The sequence below is a fragment of the uncultured Sphingomonas sp. genome (genome assembly GCF_937859915.1).
Lineage (GTDB): Bacteria > Pseudomonadota > Alphaproteobacteria > Sphingomonadales > Sphingomonadaceae > Solisphingomonas.
Window position 1 is genome coordinate 35,228 of record NZ_CALMAW010000137.1, and the last position, 16,092, is coordinate 51,319.

The 16,092-nt window shown below is 68.8% G+C and carries 18 protein-coding genes; 6 read left to right on the top strand and 12 right to left on the bottom strand.

Annotated elements, in window-relative coordinates; translation table 11 throughout:
* Window positions 1-4 precede the first annotated feature (4 nt).
* The 9 genes from Q0326_RS17940 to pabB form a co-directional block, all read right to left on the bottom strand.
* Window positions 5-313, bottom strand: coding sequence for a DUF952 domain-containing protein (locus Q0326_RS17940; RefSeq protein ID WP_298693168.1), 309 nt, complete (start codon window positions 311-313; stop codon window positions 5-7).
* Window positions 310-1,311, bottom strand: a complete 1,002-nt coding sequence (locus tag Q0326_RS17945; RefSeq protein ID WP_298693170.1) for a cation diffusion facilitator family transporter — start codon at window positions 1,309-1,311, stop codon at window positions 310-312. The genes Q0326_RS17940 and Q0326_RS17945 overlap by 4 nt, the downstream gene beginning before the upstream one ends.
* A 93-nt stretch (window positions 1,312-1,404) precedes the next feature.
* On the bottom strand, window positions 1,405-3,234 hold the full coding sequence (edd, locus tag Q0326_RS17950) for a phosphogluconate dehydratase (protein WP_298693172.1): 1,830 nt from the start codon (window positions 3,232-3,234) through the stop codon (window positions 1,405-1,407).
* Between the two features lie 102 nt (window positions 3,235-3,336).
* Window positions 3,337-4,035 carry a 6-phosphogluconolactonase gene (pgl, locus tag Q0326_RS17955; RefSeq protein ID WP_298693174.1) on the bottom strand — a complete coding sequence of 233 codons (699 nt, stop codon included), beginning with the start codon at window positions 4,033-4,035 and terminating at the stop codon, window positions 3,337-3,339.
* Complete coding sequence (gene zwf, locus Q0326_RS17960) at window positions 4,028-5,512, bottom strand: glucose-6-phosphate dehydrogenase (RefSeq protein ID WP_298693176.1); 1,485 nt, start codon at window positions 5,510-5,512, stop codon at window positions 4,028-4,030. The genes pgl and zwf overlap by 8 nt, the downstream gene beginning before the upstream one ends.
* Window positions 5,513-5,723: 211 nt before the next feature.
* Window positions 5,724-6,218 carry a DUF3429 domain-containing protein gene (locus Q0326_RS17965; protein ID WP_298693178.1) on the bottom strand — a complete coding sequence of 165 codons (495 nt, stop codon included), beginning with the start codon at window positions 6,216-6,218 and terminating at the stop codon, window positions 5,724-5,726.
* Between the two features lie 56 nt (window positions 6,219-6,274).
* Window positions 6,275-6,943: a peptide-methionine (S)-S-oxide reductase MsrA gene (gene msrA / locus Q0326_RS17970; protein WP_298693180.1), complete on the bottom strand. Its 669-nt coding sequence runs from the start codon at window positions 6,941-6,943 to the stop codon at window positions 6,275-6,277.
* A gap of 176 nt (window positions 6,944-7,119) precedes the next feature.
* On the bottom strand, window positions 7,120-8,322 hold the full coding sequence (locus Q0326_RS17975) for a pyridoxal phosphate-dependent aminotransferase (RefSeq protein ID WP_298693182.1): 1,203 nt from the start codon (window positions 8,320-8,322) through the stop codon (window positions 7,120-7,122).
* Window positions 8,323-8,380: 58 nt separating this feature from the next.
* Window positions 8,381-10,135, bottom strand: coding sequence for an aminodeoxychorismate synthase component I (gene pabB / locus Q0326_RS17980; RefSeq protein WP_298693184.1), 1,755 nt, complete (start codon window positions 10,133-10,135; stop codon window positions 8,381-8,383).
* A 92-nt stretch (window positions 10,136-10,227) separates the two neighbouring features.
* Between pabB and Q0326_RS17985 the strand changes: the two genes are divergently transcribed.
* The gene (locus Q0326_RS17985; protein WP_298693186.1) at window positions 10,228-10,902 is read left to right on the top strand and encodes an MBL fold metallo-hydrolase; all 675 of its coding nucleotides are present in this window, start codon (window positions 10,228-10,230) and stop codon (window positions 10,900-10,902) included.
* Between the two features lie 127 nt (window positions 10,903-11,029).
* Here the strand turns inward: Q0326_RS17985 and Q0326_RS17990 are convergent, their stop codons facing one another.
* A complete protein-coding gene (locus Q0326_RS17990) occupies window positions 11,030-11,446 on the bottom strand; it encodes an MAPEG family protein (RefSeq protein ID WP_298693188.1) in 417 nt (138 codons plus the stop codon).
* Between the two features lie 199 nt (window positions 11,447-11,645).
* On the opposite strand from Q0326_RS17990, the gene rpmF reads away from it, so the two are divergent.
* The 5 genes from rpmF to Q0326_RS18015 all read left to right on the top strand — a co-directional run bounded on the left by rpmF (window position 11,646) and on the right by Q0326_RS18015 (window position 14,609).
* A complete protein-coding gene (gene rpmF, locus Q0326_RS17995) occupies window positions 11,646-11,825 on the top strand; it encodes a 50S ribosomal protein L32 (RefSeq protein ID WP_298693191.1) in 180 nt (59 codons plus the stop codon).
* A 21-nt stretch (window positions 11,826-11,846) separates the two neighbouring features.
* Complete coding sequence (gene plsX / locus Q0326_RS18000; protein WP_298693204.1) at window positions 11,847-12,896, top strand: phosphate acyltransferase PlsX; 1,050 nt, start codon at window positions 11,847-11,849, stop codon at window positions 12,894-12,896.
* Window positions 12,893-13,882 carry a beta-ketoacyl-ACP synthase III gene (locus Q0326_RS18005; RefSeq protein WP_298693193.1) on the top strand — a complete coding sequence of 330 codons (990 nt, stop codon included), beginning with the start codon at window positions 12,893-12,895 and terminating at the stop codon, window positions 13,880-13,882. Before plsX ends, Q0326_RS18005 begins: the two co-directional genes overlap by 4 nt.
* A gap of 80 nt (window positions 13,883-13,962) precedes the next feature.
* Complete coding sequence (locus Q0326_RS18010) at window positions 13,963-14,262, top strand: integration host factor subunit alpha (RefSeq protein WP_298693195.1); 300 nt, start codon at window positions 13,963-13,965, stop codon at window positions 14,260-14,262.
* A gap of 8 nt (window positions 14,263-14,270) precedes the next feature.
* A complete protein-coding gene (locus Q0326_RS18015; protein WP_298693197.1) occupies window positions 14,271-14,609 on the top strand; it encodes a MerR family transcriptional regulator in 339 nt (112 codons plus the stop codon).
* Window positions 14,610-14,725: 116 nt separating this feature from the next.
* On the opposite strand, the gene Q0326_RS18020 is transcribed toward Q0326_RS18015, so the two are convergent.
* Entirely contained in the window at window positions 14,726-15,277 is a 552-nt protein-coding gene (locus tag Q0326_RS18020; protein WP_298693200.1) for a histidine phosphatase family protein, read from the bottom strand.
* Window positions 15,274-16,092: helicase C-terminal domain-containing protein (locus Q0326_RS18025; RefSeq protein WP_298693202.1), on the bottom strand; the 819-nt coding region annotated here is incomplete at its 5' end. The genes Q0326_RS18025 and Q0326_RS18020, both read right to left, overlap by 4 nt.

Consider the following 16,092-nt stretch of genomic DNA (forward strand, 5'->3'; position numbering starts at 1 on the left):
TCGCTCAATCCTCCGGGATCGGCCGCGCGTCCGTCACGGCCTCGAGCGGGATCGTGCCGTAGACGTGCGGGAAAAGCTGGCCGCCGCGCGATTCCTCCCAATGGACGATGTCGCCGAGCAGATCGAGATCGACCTCGGCGAGCACGAGATCGCTCAGGCCCGCGAAATGCTTTTCCGCCGTCTCTGCGACCTGCTCGGCGGTCGAAAGATGGATATAGCCGGCGTCGAGATCGATCGGCGCGCCCGAAAAGGCGCCGCGCCCTTGCCACGCGGCCCACTGGCCGGCGGTGAGGATCTTGTACGCCTTGCTCATGGGTGGAGATGCGCGCCGTGCCCGCACGGCCCCTGTTCGAGCTGGAGCGTGACGTGGCGGACCGAGAAGCGCTGATCGAGCATGCGGATCAACGCGACACGCACCCCCTCGGGTTCCGTGCCCTCGGACAATTCGACATGCGCGGTGAGGCTGGCATCGTCGCCGGCGAGCGACCAGAGGTGGAGATCGTGGACGCCGCACACCCCGTCGGCGACCGCGATCGCGCCGCGCACCTCGGACAGCGACAGCCGCGACGGGACGCCCTCGAGCAGGATCTGCGTGGTGTCGCGCAGCAGGCTCCAGGTCCTCGGCAGCACCCACAGCGCGATCGCCATGCCGATCACCGGATCGATCCACTGGAAGCCGGTGAGCTTGATCGCCACCGCGCCGATGATCACCGCGAGCGACCCCAGCTCATCGGCCATCACCTCAAGATAGCCGCCGCGCACCGTCATCGAATCACCGCGCCCGCCCGACAGCACCGCCATCGCCGCGATGTTGGCGACCAGCCCGAGCGTCGCCACCGCGATCATGCCGAGCGAGACGACCGGCACCGGATCGAAGAAGCGGCGGATGCCCTCGACCAGCACGAAGCCCGCGACGATGAACAGAGCGACTGCATTGAAGGCGGCGGCCAGAATCTCGAAACGACGATAGCCGAAGCTGCGCTTGTCGTCCGCGGGGCGCTTGGCAATGGCGAGCGCGGCGAGCGCGATGCCGAGCGCGGCGGCGTCGGTGAACATGTGCGCGGCGTCGGACAGCAGCGCGAGGCTGCCGAAGAACCAGGCGCCGGCGAGCTCGGCGCCGAGGATCGACAGGTTGAGCCCGAGCGCGATCGCGATCCGTCCGCTGCTGGCCCCCGCGGCATGATCATGGTGACCGCCCGGGCCGTGGCTGTGGCCGTGATGACCATGCGAATGGCCGTGGCCGAGATGGTCGTGGCTATGACCATGGTCGTGATCATGGCCGTGCCCATGATCGTGCGTGTGTGCGTTCATGATCGACCCTTAGCGCATTAGCGGCGCTAAGGTCATTACAGCTTGCTCACGTGCCCAAGGGGAAACCCACCCCGTCGCCCCGGCGAAAAGGGATCAGACGATCGCGTCCATCGCCGCGAGCATCGCCGAGCCGCCCTTTTCGGCCTCGTCGGCGCCGTGGCGCATGAAGGCGAACAGCTCGCGGCCGGTGCCAAGCGGCTGCGGCGGCGGCACGGCAGCGTCGCGCGACGCCCATTCGTCGGCATCGACCAGCGCCTCGAGCAAACCCGACTCGGCCGACAAGCGCAGCATGTCGCCGTCCTGCAGCCGGGCGAGCGGTCCGCCGCCGAGCGCCTCGGGCGAGACGTGGATCGCCGCCGGCACCTTGCCCGACGCGCCCGACATCCGCCCGTCGGTGACCAGCGCGACACGGAAGCCGCGCTCCTGCAGCACCGCGAGCGGCGTCGTCAGCTTGTGCAGCTCGGGCATGCCGGTCGCGCGCGGACCCTGGAAGCGCACGACGACGATCACGTCGCGCTCGAGCTCGCCCGCCTTGAAGGCGGCGAGCACGTCGTCCTGGTCGGTGAACACGCGCACCGGCGCCTCGATCGTCCAGCGGTCGGGTGCCACCGCGCTGGTCTTGAAGATCGCGCGCCCGAGATTGCCCGCGACCAAGCGCATCCCGCCGTCGGCTTGAAACGGACGGCCGGCCGAGCGCAGCATCGTGTCGTCGAGCGAGGCGGCCGGTGCCGGCTCCCATACCAGCGCGTCGTCTGACAGCCGCGGATCGCGCGTATAGGCGAGGAAGCCGTCCGCCGCGATCGTCAGGATGTCGCCGTGGAGCAGGCCGTGCTCGAGCAGAGTCGAGATCACATAAGCGAGGCCGCCGGCGGCCTGGAAATGGTTCACGTCGCCCGCGCCATTGGGATAGACGCGCGCGACCAGCGGGATCGCCGCCGACAGCCGGTCGAGATCCTCCCAATCCATGACGATGCCCGCCGCGCGCGCGATCGCGGGCAAATGGATCGCATGGTTGGTCGAGCCGCCTGTCGCAAGCAGCCCGATCGCGGCGTTGACGATCGCCTTCTCGTCGACGACCTGCCCAAGCGGGCGATAGTCATTGCCGTCCCAGCCGATCTCGGCGAGCCGGTGCACCGCGGCGCGGGTCAGTTCCTGGCGCAGCTTGGTGCCCGGATTGATGAAGGCCGCGTTGGGGACGTGCAGCCCCATCATCTCCATCATCATCTGGTTGGAATTGGCGGTGCCGTAGAAGGTGCAGGTGCCGGCGCCATGACAGGAGGCGCTCTCGCTCTCGAGCAGTTCCTCGCGGCCGCATTTGCCCTCGGCGTAAAGCTGGCGGATGCGCTGCTTCTCCTTGTTGGCGAGGCCGGTCGGCATCGGGCCGGCCGGGATCAGCACCGCGGGGAGATGGCCAAAGCGCAGCGCGCCGATCAGCAGGCCGGGGACGATCTTGTCGCAGATGCCGAGCATCGCGGTGCCCTCGAACATGCCGTGGCTGAGCCCGATCGCGGTCGACATCGCGATCACGTCGCGGCTGAACAGCGACAAGTCCATCCCCGGCAAGCCCTGCGTCACGCCGTCGCACATCGCCGGTACGCCGCCCGCGACCTGCGCGGTGGCGCCGACCTCGCGGGCCCATAGCTTCATCTGCTCGGGGTAGCGATAATAAGGCTGATGCGCGGACAGCATGTCGTTGTAGGCGGTGACGATGCCGATGTTCATCGCGCCGCCCGCGCGGATCGCGGGCTTGTCCTCGCCCGAGGCGGCAAAGCCGTGCGCGAGATTGCCGCAGCCCATGCGCGAACGGTCGACGCCGACGTCCCGCTGCGCCGCGATCAGATCGAGATAGCGCCGCCGCGTCGGCCGCGACCGCTCGATGATGCGCGCGGTGACGGCTTCGACGGCGGGATGAAGCTGGGTCATGTCACGCTCCCGTTCCCCGGCGAATCCCGGGGTCCAGAGTTACAGGCATAGCATAGGCTTCCCTAGACTCCGGCTTTCGCCGGAGAACAGAAAAGGCGAAACTCACGCCTTGCGCCAGTGGATGTCGATCGGCTGCTCGGCATCGGCGAGCACGCGGCCGATCGGCCAGTCGGATGCGTCGCCCTGCTCGATCGCCTCTTCCAGGACGCGCTTCTTCTCGTCGCCGTCGATCGTGACGAGGATCGCGCGCGCGGTCAAAATCGCCGAGCGGGTGAGCGTGACGCGCGCGACGGCGGCCTCGGGCGGCAGCGGATCGGGGGTGAGGCCGATCGCCTTCTTGGTCGAGGACAGCGCCTCGTCATAATCGGGGCCATGGAAGATCGATGCGGTGTGGCCGTTGGCGCCCATGCCGAGCCAGACCAGGTCGACCGGCCATTTGAGGTCGGCGAGCCGCGCGTCGGCCGCCTCGCCGGCCTGGCGCACGCCCAGCTTGCCCGCGGTCAGCGGCACCACGCGCGCGCCGAGCGGCATGAAGTAGCGCGCGAGCAGATTGGCGTTGCTCAACGGATCCGTGACGTCGACCAGCCGGTCGTCACCAGGAATGATCGTCACGCGCTTCCACGGGAATTTCTTGGTCTTGAGCTTCTCGAACACCGGGATCGGCGACTTGCCGCCGGGCAGCGCCAGCAGGCATTCGTTGCGCGCGTCGATCGCGCTCTCGATGATGAAGGCGACGTCACCCGCGACCGCTTCGGCCAGCTCTTCGGCATTGTCGTAATCCCACCATTCGGCTTCAATCATGCCAGTGCACTCCATCTCGTTCGGTGAGCGCAATCGCAGCGGACGGCCCCCAGGTTCCCGCCGCATAGGGGCGGGGTGTGACGTTGGCGGCCTTCCAGCCGTCGCGGATCGCGTCGATCCATTCCCATTGCGCCTCGACCTCGTCGCGCCGGACGAACAGGGTCGGGTCGCCTTCGATCAGATCGAGCAACAGGCGCTCATAGGCGATCCGGCGGCGGAAGCCAGCGAAGGCCGAGGTCAGCGACAGGTCGAGCGGCACCTCGCGCAGCGTGATGCCCTCGCGGCCGAGCCCGGGCTCCTTGACCATCACCAGCAGCCTTATACTCTCTTCTGGCTGCAAGCGGATCACCAATTTGTTCGATTGGAGCACGCCGCCGCGCCCGCCGAAGATCGAGTGCGGCACCTCGCGGAACTGGATGTAGATTTCGCTGTGGCGGTTGGGCAGCCGCTTGCCGGTGCGCAGATAGAAGGGCACGCCGTGCCAGCGCCAATTGTCGACATGCGCCTTGACCGCGACGAAGGTCTCGGTGTCGGACGCGCGACCGAGCTCGTCGATATAGCCAGGCACCGCCTGCCCCGCGACCGCGCCCTCGGCATATTGACCGGTGACCGAATGGCTGGCCGCGGTGGCGCGATCGATCGGGCGGAGCGAGCGCAGCACCTTGACCTTCTCGTCTCGCACCGCCGCGGGGCCGAAGGTCGCGGGCGGCTCCATCGCGACCAGCGCCAGCAATTGCAGCATGTGGTTCTGCAGCATGTCGCGCAGCGCGCCGACGCCGTCATAATAGGAGACCCGCCCCTCGAGCCCAACCGTCTCGGACACGGTGATCTGGACGTGCTCGATCCCCTCGGCATTCCACAGCGGCTCGAACAGGCGGTTGGCGAAGCGCAGCGCGAGCAGGTTCTGCACCGTCTCCTTGCCGAGATAATGGTCGATCCGGAAGGTGCGCTGCTCGGGGTAGGCGGCGGCGACGGCATCGTTGATCACCGCCGACGATGCGAGATCGTGGCCGAGCGGCTTTTCCAGCCCGATGCGGACATTGGGCCCGTCGAGCCCGGCGCGGCGCAGCCCCTCGATCGTCGACCCGAACAGCGACGGCGCGGTCGACAGGTAGATCGCGATCGGCATGTCGCGATCGGCCCCGACCGGACCGGTCAGCGCCGTAAAATTCTCGGGCTGGGACGCGTCGAGCGGGACGTAGCTCAGCCGATCGAGGAAGGACGCGATCGAATCGGGTTTGCGCGCATCGGGCGCGAGGAATTTGTCGAGCGAATCCGCTGCGACCTGGCGGAAGCCCGCATCGTCGAGCGGCGAGCGCGCGGTGCCGATGATCTTGAGTTCGGGCGCGACCAGTCCCTCGGCATGCAGCGAGAACAGCGACGGCAGCAGCATCCGCTGCGCCAGGTCGCCGGTCGCGCCGAACAGGAGGAGTCGCGTCGCGGGCAGAACGGCGCCACGGGCCGGGGCTTCGGTCATGCGCGAACTCTCCTTGGGCAATTGCCGCGCCGCTTTGGCGCATCGCGCGGCCAAAAGCTACATGTCGAGCGCTGTCATGAAACATCCTTGCCGAAGTCCGTCATCGCGGATTTGATCCGGGATCCACGGCGCCGTGCTGCCGCGCGCCATTGTTGGTGCCGGACAGGTGCGGGATGGCGACGAAGCGAGTCCTTGGCCGGGCCGCGCCCCGCTATACCGGTACCTTGGTCACGCACCATTCGACGATCAGCGCGATCAGCCCGATCAGTGCGAGCCCCATTTGCGGGGGGCGGAGCCGTTCGAAATGCGCAGGCGCGCGGCCACGGCGCGCCGAGATCGGGTCGACGATCGCGATCGTCGCATAGCCCAGCACCAGCATGGTCAACGGCAGCAGCGGGGTGCGTACCGCGAGCGCCGCGGCGATCGCGCCGGCCCCGAGCAGGAACAACCAGGTCATCAGCGCCAGTTCCGCGACATTGGCGCCGGCGCCCTCGAAGCTCAGCCCGCGGCGGACGCCCGCCAGGAAGGTGAGGATCGCGCCGCCCCACCAGACCGCAAGCCAGAGCACGACGCCCGGCCAAGGATAGGGCAGTACCAGCCAGCCGATCGCGGCGAGCGGGAACGGCAGCACTGGCCCGTAGCCGAGCACCAGGCTCGCCACGGGCACGCGCGGATCGCGAAACGCACCAGTACCCACTTCACTCATGCCCGGCCCTCCGTCGCGTCGCGATGCCAACGCACCGCGACGCGGGGCGGCTCCGTTCAGGCGTGATAGCTTTGCGGGAAGATGCGCTTGAGCGCGTCGACCTTGGGGCGATCGTTGATCACGATGTACGGATAGTCGGGGTTATGCGCCATGAAGTTCTGGTGATAGCCCTCGGCCGGATAGAAGCCCGGCGCCTGCTCGAGCTTGGTCGCAATCGGCCTGGCATAGACGTGCGCGGCGCCGAGCTGTGCAATATAGGCGCGCGCGACCTTGGCCTGGGCGGGCGACTGCGGGAACAGCGCCGAGCGATATTGCGACCCTTCGTCGGGGCCCTGGCGGTCGACCTCGGTCGGATCGGTCACCACCGAGAAATAGATGCGCAGCAGGTCGGCATAATTGACCTTGGTCGGGTCGAACACGACCTTCACCGATTCGGCGTGGCCGGTATTGCCGCCCGACACCGTCTCATATTCGGCGGTCGCCGCCTTGCCGCCGGTATAGCCCGCGGTGGTCGAGGTCACCCCCTTCACATGCGCGAACACGCCCTGCACGCCCCAGAAGCAGCCGCCCGCGAAGATCGCGGTCTCGCTATGGCCGGAGACGGGTTCGGCGAGCTGGGGCGCGGGCGCCGTGACGACGCCGTCCGCGGCGAGGCTGGGTGCGACGAACAGCGCGGCGCCGGCAAGCAGGGCGGCGGCGGCGGCGAAGGGAGCGATACGAGCCATGACGAGTCTCCGGGGAAGCATATCCTGGAGATACGTTGGATTTCGGAAATGGGTTACAAGGGGCTTGGCACGCACCCTTGAATCGTCATCCTGACGAAAGTCAGGATCCAGGGCCGCGAATGCAGCGCGTGCGGCCCTGGATCCCGGATCACGTCCGGGATGACGAAGAAGAAGGGTCAGCGCAGCGCCGCGACCACCGCGCCGATCCGCCTGCACGCCTCGGTCAGCAGTTCGTCCGAGGTCGCGTAGCTGACCCGGAACGCAGGCTCGAGCCCGAACGCGCCGCCGTGCACCGCCGCCACCCGGCCCTCGTCGAGGAAATAGCCGATCAGCATCTCGTCATTCTCGATGACGACACCCTTCGGGGTGGTCTTGCCGATCAGCCCGGCGACGTCGGGATAGACGTAGAAGGCGCCCTCGGGCTTGGGGCAGCGGATGCCGGGGATCGCGTTGAGGCCGTCGACGATCAGGTCGCGGCGGCGCTGGAAGGCGATCGTGCGCTCCGCCAGAAAATCCTGCGGGCCGTTGAGCGCCGCGGTCGCCGCCGCCTGCGCGATCGAGCAGGGATTCGACGTCGACTGCGACTGGAGCTTGGCCATCGCCTTGATCAGCCAGGCCGGTCCACCCGCGTATCCAATGCGCCAACCGGTCATCGCATAGGCCTTGGAGCAGCCGTTGACGGTCAGCGTGCGCTCGTAGAGCGACGGGCAGACCTGCGCGATCGTCGCGAACTGGAAGCCGTCGTAGAGGATGTGCTCATACATGTCGTCGGTGAGCACCATGACGTGCGGGTGGCGCTCGAGCACCGCGCCGATCGCCTTGAGCTCGTCCGCGCTATAGGCGGCACCCGTCGGATTGGACGGCGAGTTGAGCAGCACCCAGCGCGTGCGCGGGGTGATCGCCGCCTCGATCTGCTCGGGTAGCACCTTGTACGCCTGGTCGGCGCCGGCCTTGACGATCACCGGCGTGCCGCCGGCGAACTGGACGATGTCAGGATAGCTCACCCAATAGGGCGCGGGGATCACCACCTCGTCGCCCTTGTCGAGCGTCGCGACCAGCGCGTTGAACAACGTGTGCTTGCCGCCGACGTTGACGCTGATCTCGTTCGCCGCATAGGTCAGGCCATTGTCGCGCGCGAACTTGGCGGCGATCGCGGCCTTGAGCTCGGCGGTGCCGTCGACATTGGTATATTTGGTCTTGCCCTGGCGGATCGCCTCGATCGCGGCCTCCTTGACGAAGTCCGGCGTGTCGAAGTCGGGCTCGCCCGCGCCCAGGCCGATGACGTCGACACCCTGCTTCTTGAGGTCGAGCACGCGACTGGTCATGGCGAGCGTGGCGGACGGCTGGATGCGGCCGAGCGCTTCCGACAGATATTGCATGGACGGTCTGCCTTCGGGGGTGTTTTGGGACGCGCGGGCCTATGCCGGATGTCGCCGCTCAGGGCAACCGCGCCCGAATCAATCCGCGCAGCGCGTTCCCGAGCAAGAATCCATCGCGCAGATCGGCTTCGACCAGATCGCGCTCGACCGCTTCGCCCGACTCGATCAGCCGCTCGCGCAGGATGCCGGGCAGCAGGCCGTAGCAGAGCGGCGGGGTCACCAGCCGGCCGTCCTGCTCGACGAACAGGCTGGTGAAGCTGCCCTCGGTGAGCAGCCCGTCGGGGCGGGCGAACACCACCTCGAACGCATCGCCGCGCGCGGCGTCGTAGAAGCCGCGGTCGCTGGTCTTGTGGCACAGCCGGAAGTCGGACGACGCGACCGGCAGCGGCACGATCGGCACCAAGACGGGCGCGGTGGGCGCCACCGGCGCGGGCCGCACCTCGATCGCGACGCGCCCCGTTGCCGACAGCCGGAGCCGCACCCGCGACGGATCGCGCAGCCGAAAGGTCGCGGCCTGCAGCTCGTTGCGGACGTCGTGGCGATCGAAGGCGAAGCCGAGTGCGTCGGCGGAGCGCTTCATCCGCGCGAGATGGCGGTCGAGATCGACCATGCCCTCGAGCGGATCGAACGGCATCGTCTCGATCAGGTCGACGCGCGGGCAGGCCGCGGTGACGAACGCGCCTTTGGCGAGGCATTCGCGCCACTCCGCCGCCCCGAGCGAATCGGCGACGATCCCCGAGCCCAGTCCGATCGAGGCGACGCCCTCCTCCTCGATCACCAGCGTCCGGATCGCGACGTTGAAGGCGGCGTCGCCGTCCGCATCGATCCGCCCGATCGCGCCGGTATAGACGCCTCTCGGCCCCGTCTCGACCTCGGCGGCGATCGCCATCGCGCGGCGCTTGGGCGCGCCGGTAATCGACCCGCACGGAAAGGCCGCCTCGAGCAGCGACAGCGCGTCACGGCCCGGCGCGAGCGCGGCGGTGACGGTCGAGGTCAGCTGGTGGATCGTCGGATAGGATTCGACCGTGAACAGCGCGGGCACCGCGACGCTGCCCGGCACCGCGACCTGCGACAGATCGTTGCGGATCAGGTCGACGATCATGAGATTTTCCGCGCGCTGCTTGGGGTCGTCGGCGAGCGCGCGCGCGGCCTCGGCATCGGCCTGCGCATAGGCGCGGCGCGGCTCGGTGCCCTTCATCGGCCGCGCCGCGATGCGGCCGCCGTCGAGCCGGAAGAACATCTCGGGCGAGAAGGACAGCAGGCTGCGCAGCCCGTCATGGACGATGCCGCCCCACCCCGCCGCCGCCTGCCGCCGGATCCGTGCGTACAGCGCAAGCCGGTCGCCGACGATCGGGACGGTCGCCTGGAAGGTGAGATTGGCCTGATAGATGTCGCCCGCCGCGATATAGGCTTTTATGCGCGCGAATGCCGCCAGATAGGCGGCCTGATCGATCGACGGGTGCGGCGCCCCCGCCCAGGCGCCGGCCGGATCGGGCAGCAACGCCGGCAGGGCGTCGGGCGCGATCGTCTCGAACCGCTCGAACAGTCCGAACCAGAGCAGCGGCGCGCCCGTCGGCGGCATTGAAGGCGGTTCGCCGGGGATGCCGGCGTCATAGGCGATCCAGCCCGCGGCATGCAGCCGGTTCTGTGTCGCGTAGCGGAGTGCGGCGAGACAGGCGGCGACGCGTGCGGGATCGTCGGTCGCGATCGTCTCGATCGGGTCGCGATAGAGCCGCGCGGGCACCGCGCCGTCCAGCCGTGCGTCGTCGAGCAGCACGAAGGGCCGAGACAGATCGAGAGGCGGCACGCTCATGACCGCCGTCCTGCCCCCTGCGCCCGCCCCGCGGCAAGTCGCGATACGCATCGGACTTGCATGACGCCGCGGCGGCACCCATCACGGCTGCCATGAGCGACCCCGACACCAAGACCGTCCCCCCACTGCGTGCCGCGATCGTGCCGGTCACCGCCTTCCAGCAGAATTGCACCCTGCTGTGGTGCACGAAGACGATGCGCGGTGCGTTCGTCGATCCGGGCGGCGACCTGCCCAAGCTGGTCGCGGCGGCGGCGCAGCATGGCGTGACGGTGGAGAAGATCCTGCTTACCCACGGCCATGTCGACCATTGCGGGCAGGCGGGCGTGCTCGCGCAGCAGATCGGCGTGCCGATCGAGGGACCGCACGAGGCCGACCGCTATTGGATCGACCGGCTCGACGACGACGGGCGGCAATGGCAGATCCCGAGCAGCAGCTTCGAGCCCGACCGCTGGCTCGTCGACGGCGACACGGTGACGGTCGGCGAACTGACGCTCGCGGTGCGCCACACGCCCGGCCACACGCCGGGCCATGTCGTCTTCCACCACGCACCGTCGCGCTTCGCGCTGGTCGGCGACGTGCTGTTCCGCGGCTCGGTCGGCCGCACCGACTTCCCGATGAGCGATCATGCCGCGCTGCTCGACTCGATCACTACGCGGCTGTGGCCGATGGGTGACGAGACCGTGTTCGTGCCCGGCCACGGCGCCACCTCGACCTTCGGCGCCGAGCGCGCGACCAACCCGTTCGTCGCCGATTCGCAGTTCGGCTGAGGTCTCGGACGTTCCCAGGCGAAGGCCGGGGCGCAGGCCCGCACCCCGTCGCGGGCGCCGCGTTTTCCACATGCTCCGGGCCTGGACCCCGGCGTTCGCCGGGGAACGAATCGCAGCGCGCGGCGATTCAGAGATAGTGGACCGCGGGCACCGCCGGCCCGTGCGAGGCGAGCCAGATCGCCCAGATCGCCAGTGCGAACAGGATCAGCCAGGTCGCGCTGGCGCCGATCCCGCGCAGCGGCGCGGGCATCGTCTGCTTGTCCATGCCGAAGGCGTGCAGCACGCGGGCGATCACATAGAGCGCACCGACTCCGCGCAGCCCCCAGGCCGAGCCGCCGGCCATCTCGATCAGCACCATCAGGATCAGCACGAACGGCGTATATTCGACGAAATTGGCCTGCGCGCGCATCCGCGCGGTGAGCAGAGCGTGGCCGCCGTCGCCGACCATCACCTCGGCCTTCATCCGGACGCGGACGACGCGGTAGGCGAGCCAGAGGGCGACCAGCGCGAGCGCGCCGGCGAAGGTGAGCGAGACGGGCAGCATGGCGGCAAGCACTCCGGAAGACGGGCGACGATCCCTCGCTCGCACGCCACGCACCGGGTTGCAACACGGCCGAAATCCGCTATAGGCCCCCACTCGCGACGAGGCCGCCCGCCCGCTGATCCGCGGCCCCTCACAAGGTCGTGGCGATGCGGATGGATTTGCGGCCTCTGCATCCATTGATCCAAGAACAGGTGCCGAAATGGCCGTCCCCAAGCGAAAGACCTCGCCCTCCAAGCGCAACATGCGCCGCAGCCACGACGCGCTGTCGATCGAGAGCTTCCAGGAATGCCCCAACTGCGGCGAACTCAAGCGCCCGCACAATCTGTGCAACAGCTGCGGCCATTATAACGGCCGCGAGATCGTCTCGGCCGAGGCCTGACCCCTTCACGGATCGGAATCTATCGTGGACGCGCCGCGGATCGCCATCGATGCGATGGGAGGTGACGGCGGCGTAGCCACGATGTTGGCGGGCGCCGCGCTGGCGCTGAGCCGGTCTTCCGATCTGCGCTTCCTGCTCGTCGGCGACGAGGCCGCGATCGCACCCGAGCTGGCGCGCCACCCCGCGCTGGCGGCGGCCAGTGACGTGCGTCACGCGCCAGATCATATTTCGGGCGAAGAGAAGCCGACCCAGGCCATCCGCCGCGCGAAGACGACGTCGATGGGCCTCGCCATCGCCGCGGTGAAGGACGGCGCCGTGGGCGCGGCGGTCTCCGCGGGCAATACCGGCGCGCTGATGGCGATGGCCAAGCTGTCGCTGCGCACCCTCCCCGGGATCGACCGCCCGGCGCTTGCCGCGATCATGCCGACCTTGGGCGACAACGACGTCGTCATGCTCGATCTCGGTGCAAACACCGAGTGCGACGCCAACAATCTCGTCCAGTTCGCGGTGATGGGCGCGGCCTATGCGCGCACCGCGCTCGACATTCCGCACCCCAAGGTCGCGTTGCTCAACATCGGCACCGAGGCGCTCAAGGGCACCGACGAGCTCAAGAATGCCGCCGCGATGCTGCGCGCGCATCCGACCCTCCCCTTCGCTTTCGTCGGCAATGTCGAGGCCGATCGCATCAACCGCGGCGCGGTCGACGTCGTCGTGTCGGACGGCTTCTCGGGCAATATCGCGCTCAAAGCGATCGAGGGCACCGCGCGCTTCGTCACCGATTTGCTGCGCCGCTCCTTCACCAGCTCGTTTCGCTCGAAAATGGGCTTTTTGCTGTCGAAGCCGGCGCTGCACTTGCTGCGTGTCCACCTCGACCCGAACAATCATAATGGCGCGGTCTTCCTGGGCCTGAACGGCATCGTCGTGAAGAGCCATGGCAGCGCCGACGCCAAGGGGATCGCCAACGCGATCGGCGTCGCCGCCAAGCTGGTTCGCGATGATCTCAACCGTCTGATCGCCGAGGATCTCGGCGACTATCGGTCGCAGTCCGCGGAGTCCGTCGCCGCGCTATGACCGAAACCCTGATCCGCCGCGCCGTGATCGCGGGCACCGGCTCCGCGCTTCCCAAGCGCCGGGTGACCAACGCCGAACTCGCCGAGACCGTCGACACCACCGACGAATGGATCGTCGAGCGCACCGGTATCCGCGCGCGCCATATCGCGGGCGACGACGAGACCACCGCCTCGCTTGCCGCCGATGCGGCGCGCCGCGCGCTCGACTCGGCCGGGATCGATGCGGCGAGCGTCGGTCTGATCGTGCTCGCGACCGCGACCCCCGACCAGACCTTTCCCTCCTCCGCCACCAAGGTGCAGGCGATGCTGGGCATCGCCGACTGCGTCGCCTTCGACGTCCAGGCGGTATGCTCGGGCTTCCTCTACGCGCTGTCGGTCGCCGAGAGCATGATCCGCGGCGGCACCGCGACCACCGCGCTGGTGATCGGCTCCGAGACATTCAGCCGCATCCTCGACTGGGAGGATCGCGGCACCTGCGTGCTGTTCGGCGACGGCGCTGGCGCGGTCGTGCTTTCCGCCGAAGACGGCCCCGCCGATCCGTCGCGCGCGCGCGGCATCCTCGCGACCAGGCTCCACGCCGACGGTCGCCACAACGAACTCCTTTATGTCGATGGCGGGCCCTCGACGACGGGCACGGTCGGCAAGCTGCGCATGAAGGGCCGCGAGGTGTTCCGGCACGCCGTCGTGAACCTAGCGAGCGTGCTGGGCGAGGCATTGGCAGACGTCGGTCTGACCGCCGCCGACATCGACTGGCTGGTTCCGCACCAGGCCAATGCGCGCATCCTCGATGCGACCGCGCGCAAGCTCAATCTTTCGCCCGATCGTGTCGTCGTCACCGTCGACCAGCATGCCAATACATCGGCGGCCTCGGTCCCGCTCGCGCTCGACGTCGCGGTGAGAGACGGGCGCATTACCCGCGGCGATCTGCTCGTGCTCGAGGCGATGGGCGGTGGATTCACCTGGGGCGCCTCGGTCATCCGCTTCTAACTTGGATCAATTTTGTTGCAGCCATTGGCGAATGCGGCCAAGTTGGTTACTATGATGACCAAGCCATTCGGAAGGGCGCGATGACCGACATACCCACTCTGACCCGGGCGGATCTCAGCGATGTCGTCCACCGCGAGATCGGCCTGTCACGCTCCGAGTCGGCGGCCAGCGTCGAGCAGGTCCTGACGATGATGTGCGAAGCGATGTCGGGCGGCGAGAACGTCAAGATTTCGGGGTTCGGCACGTTCGTGCTGCGCGACAAGGGCGAGCGCGTCGGGCGCAATCCCAAGACCGGCATCGAGGTGCCGATCGCGCCGCGTCGGGTGCTCACCTTCCGCGCCTCCAACATGCTGCGCGACCGCATCGCCGACTCGGACTGACGCCGCGCGTGGAGAAATCGGACGCGGCGTTCCGCACGATTGGTGAAGTGTCCGACGAGCTCGGCGTGCAGCAGCATGTGCTACGCTATTGGGAAACCAAATTTCCCCAGCTCCGTCCGATCCAGCGCGCGGGCAACCGTCGCTATTATCGGCCGAGCGACGTTGTCCTGGTCCGCCGGATCCAGAGCCTGCTCGCGCAGGACGGTTATACGGTAAAGGGCGTGCAGAAGCTGCTCGCGGCGAAGGGCGGCGAGACCGCGGCCGCGCTGCCCGCGGCACCCCCGGCGGCGCTGCCGCTCGACGAGCTGCTGGCGATCCGCGCCTTGCTGGTCGACGCGCTGGCATAAGGCGCCGTTCCCCGGCGCAGGCCGGGGTCCGGGCCCGGCGCTCGCGGCGCTCGAATAGAGACGTGGGGCCTGGGCCCCGGCTTTCGCCGGGAAACGCCTAGACGACGCGTAAGCCTTCAGAAAACCCGATCAGGCCCGAGCGCGGGATCGAGATCGCGCGGGCGGACAAAGCGCACGAGATGGCCGCCGCCTTCGGCGACATCCGCCCAGCGTGCGACATCGAATTGCAGCTCGGCGATGCTCGCGGTCGGATATTTTTCGCCCAGCGCTGCGCGCGTAGCGATCTCCTCTTCGCCGGCATCGGTCGAGAGCAGCAGCGCAAGCTCCTCGACGCCGGGATTGTGCCCCGCGAGTAGCAGCGCGTCGCTGGTTTCGGGCGCCTCCTGAACCACCTCGAGCAGCGTCGCTGCGGACGCGAGATAGGCGCGGCGATCCCAGTTCGGCGCGAGCCGCTTGCCATAGCCATCGAACATCGCATCGAGCGACTCGATCACGCGCACCGCGGGCGAGGCGATGACATGATCGAACGTGACCCCCGATTGACGCAGGTGCCGCCCCATCGTGATCGCGGCGCGCTTGCCCTTGTCGTTGAGCGCGCGATCGAAATCGCGCAGCGCAGGCTGGTCCCAGCCCGACTTGGCATGGCGGAAGATGATGAGCCTCTTCATGCCGCCTCTCCACTCGCCGGTTCGGCCACCTGATGCCCGATGCCGGCGCCCGAGGGAAGACCGGGCAGGCCCGCCGCGATCCGCGCCACCGCCTCGTCGAGCGTGACGCGCCGGATCGGTACCCCGGGCGGAAAGGCGTCGAACAGCCGCGAGGGTGTCGCCGACGAGAGAAGCACGAAGCGCCCGGCATCGTCGGCGCGCCGGATCAGCCGCCCGAACGCCTGCGCCAGCCGGGCACGCACCACCTCGTCGTCATAGCCGGTGCCGCCGCCCGCGGCGCGGCGCGCGGCATGGAGCACGGTCGGGCGCGGCCACGGCACCTGCTCCATCACGACCAACCGCAGCGAATGGCCGGGCACGTCGATACCATCCCTCAACGCATCGGTGCCGAGCAGGCTGGCGTGCGGATCATCCCGGAAAATGTCGACCAGCGTGCCGGTGTCGATCGGATCGACATGCTGCGCGTAGAGCGGCAGGCCTTCGCGCGCGAGCCGGTCGGCGATCCGCGCATAGACCGCCTTCAGCCGCGAGATCGCGGTGAACAGCCCGAGCGTGCCGCCCCGGCTCGCCTCGACCAGCCGCGCATAGGCGTGCGCGAGCTGCGCGGTGTCGCCGCGCTTGATGTCGGTGACGATCAGCACTTCGGCGGCGCTGGCATAGTCGAACGGGCTCGCCGCGGCGAAGCGGTCGACCACGGTATCGAGGTGGCGCGCGCCGCTGCGCGTCTCGGCGCGCGCCCAGCCGCCGTCGGCGCCCGCCTGCGGCCCGGTCAGCGTCGCCGAGGTGACCAGCACGCCGTGCGCGGGGGCGAGCAC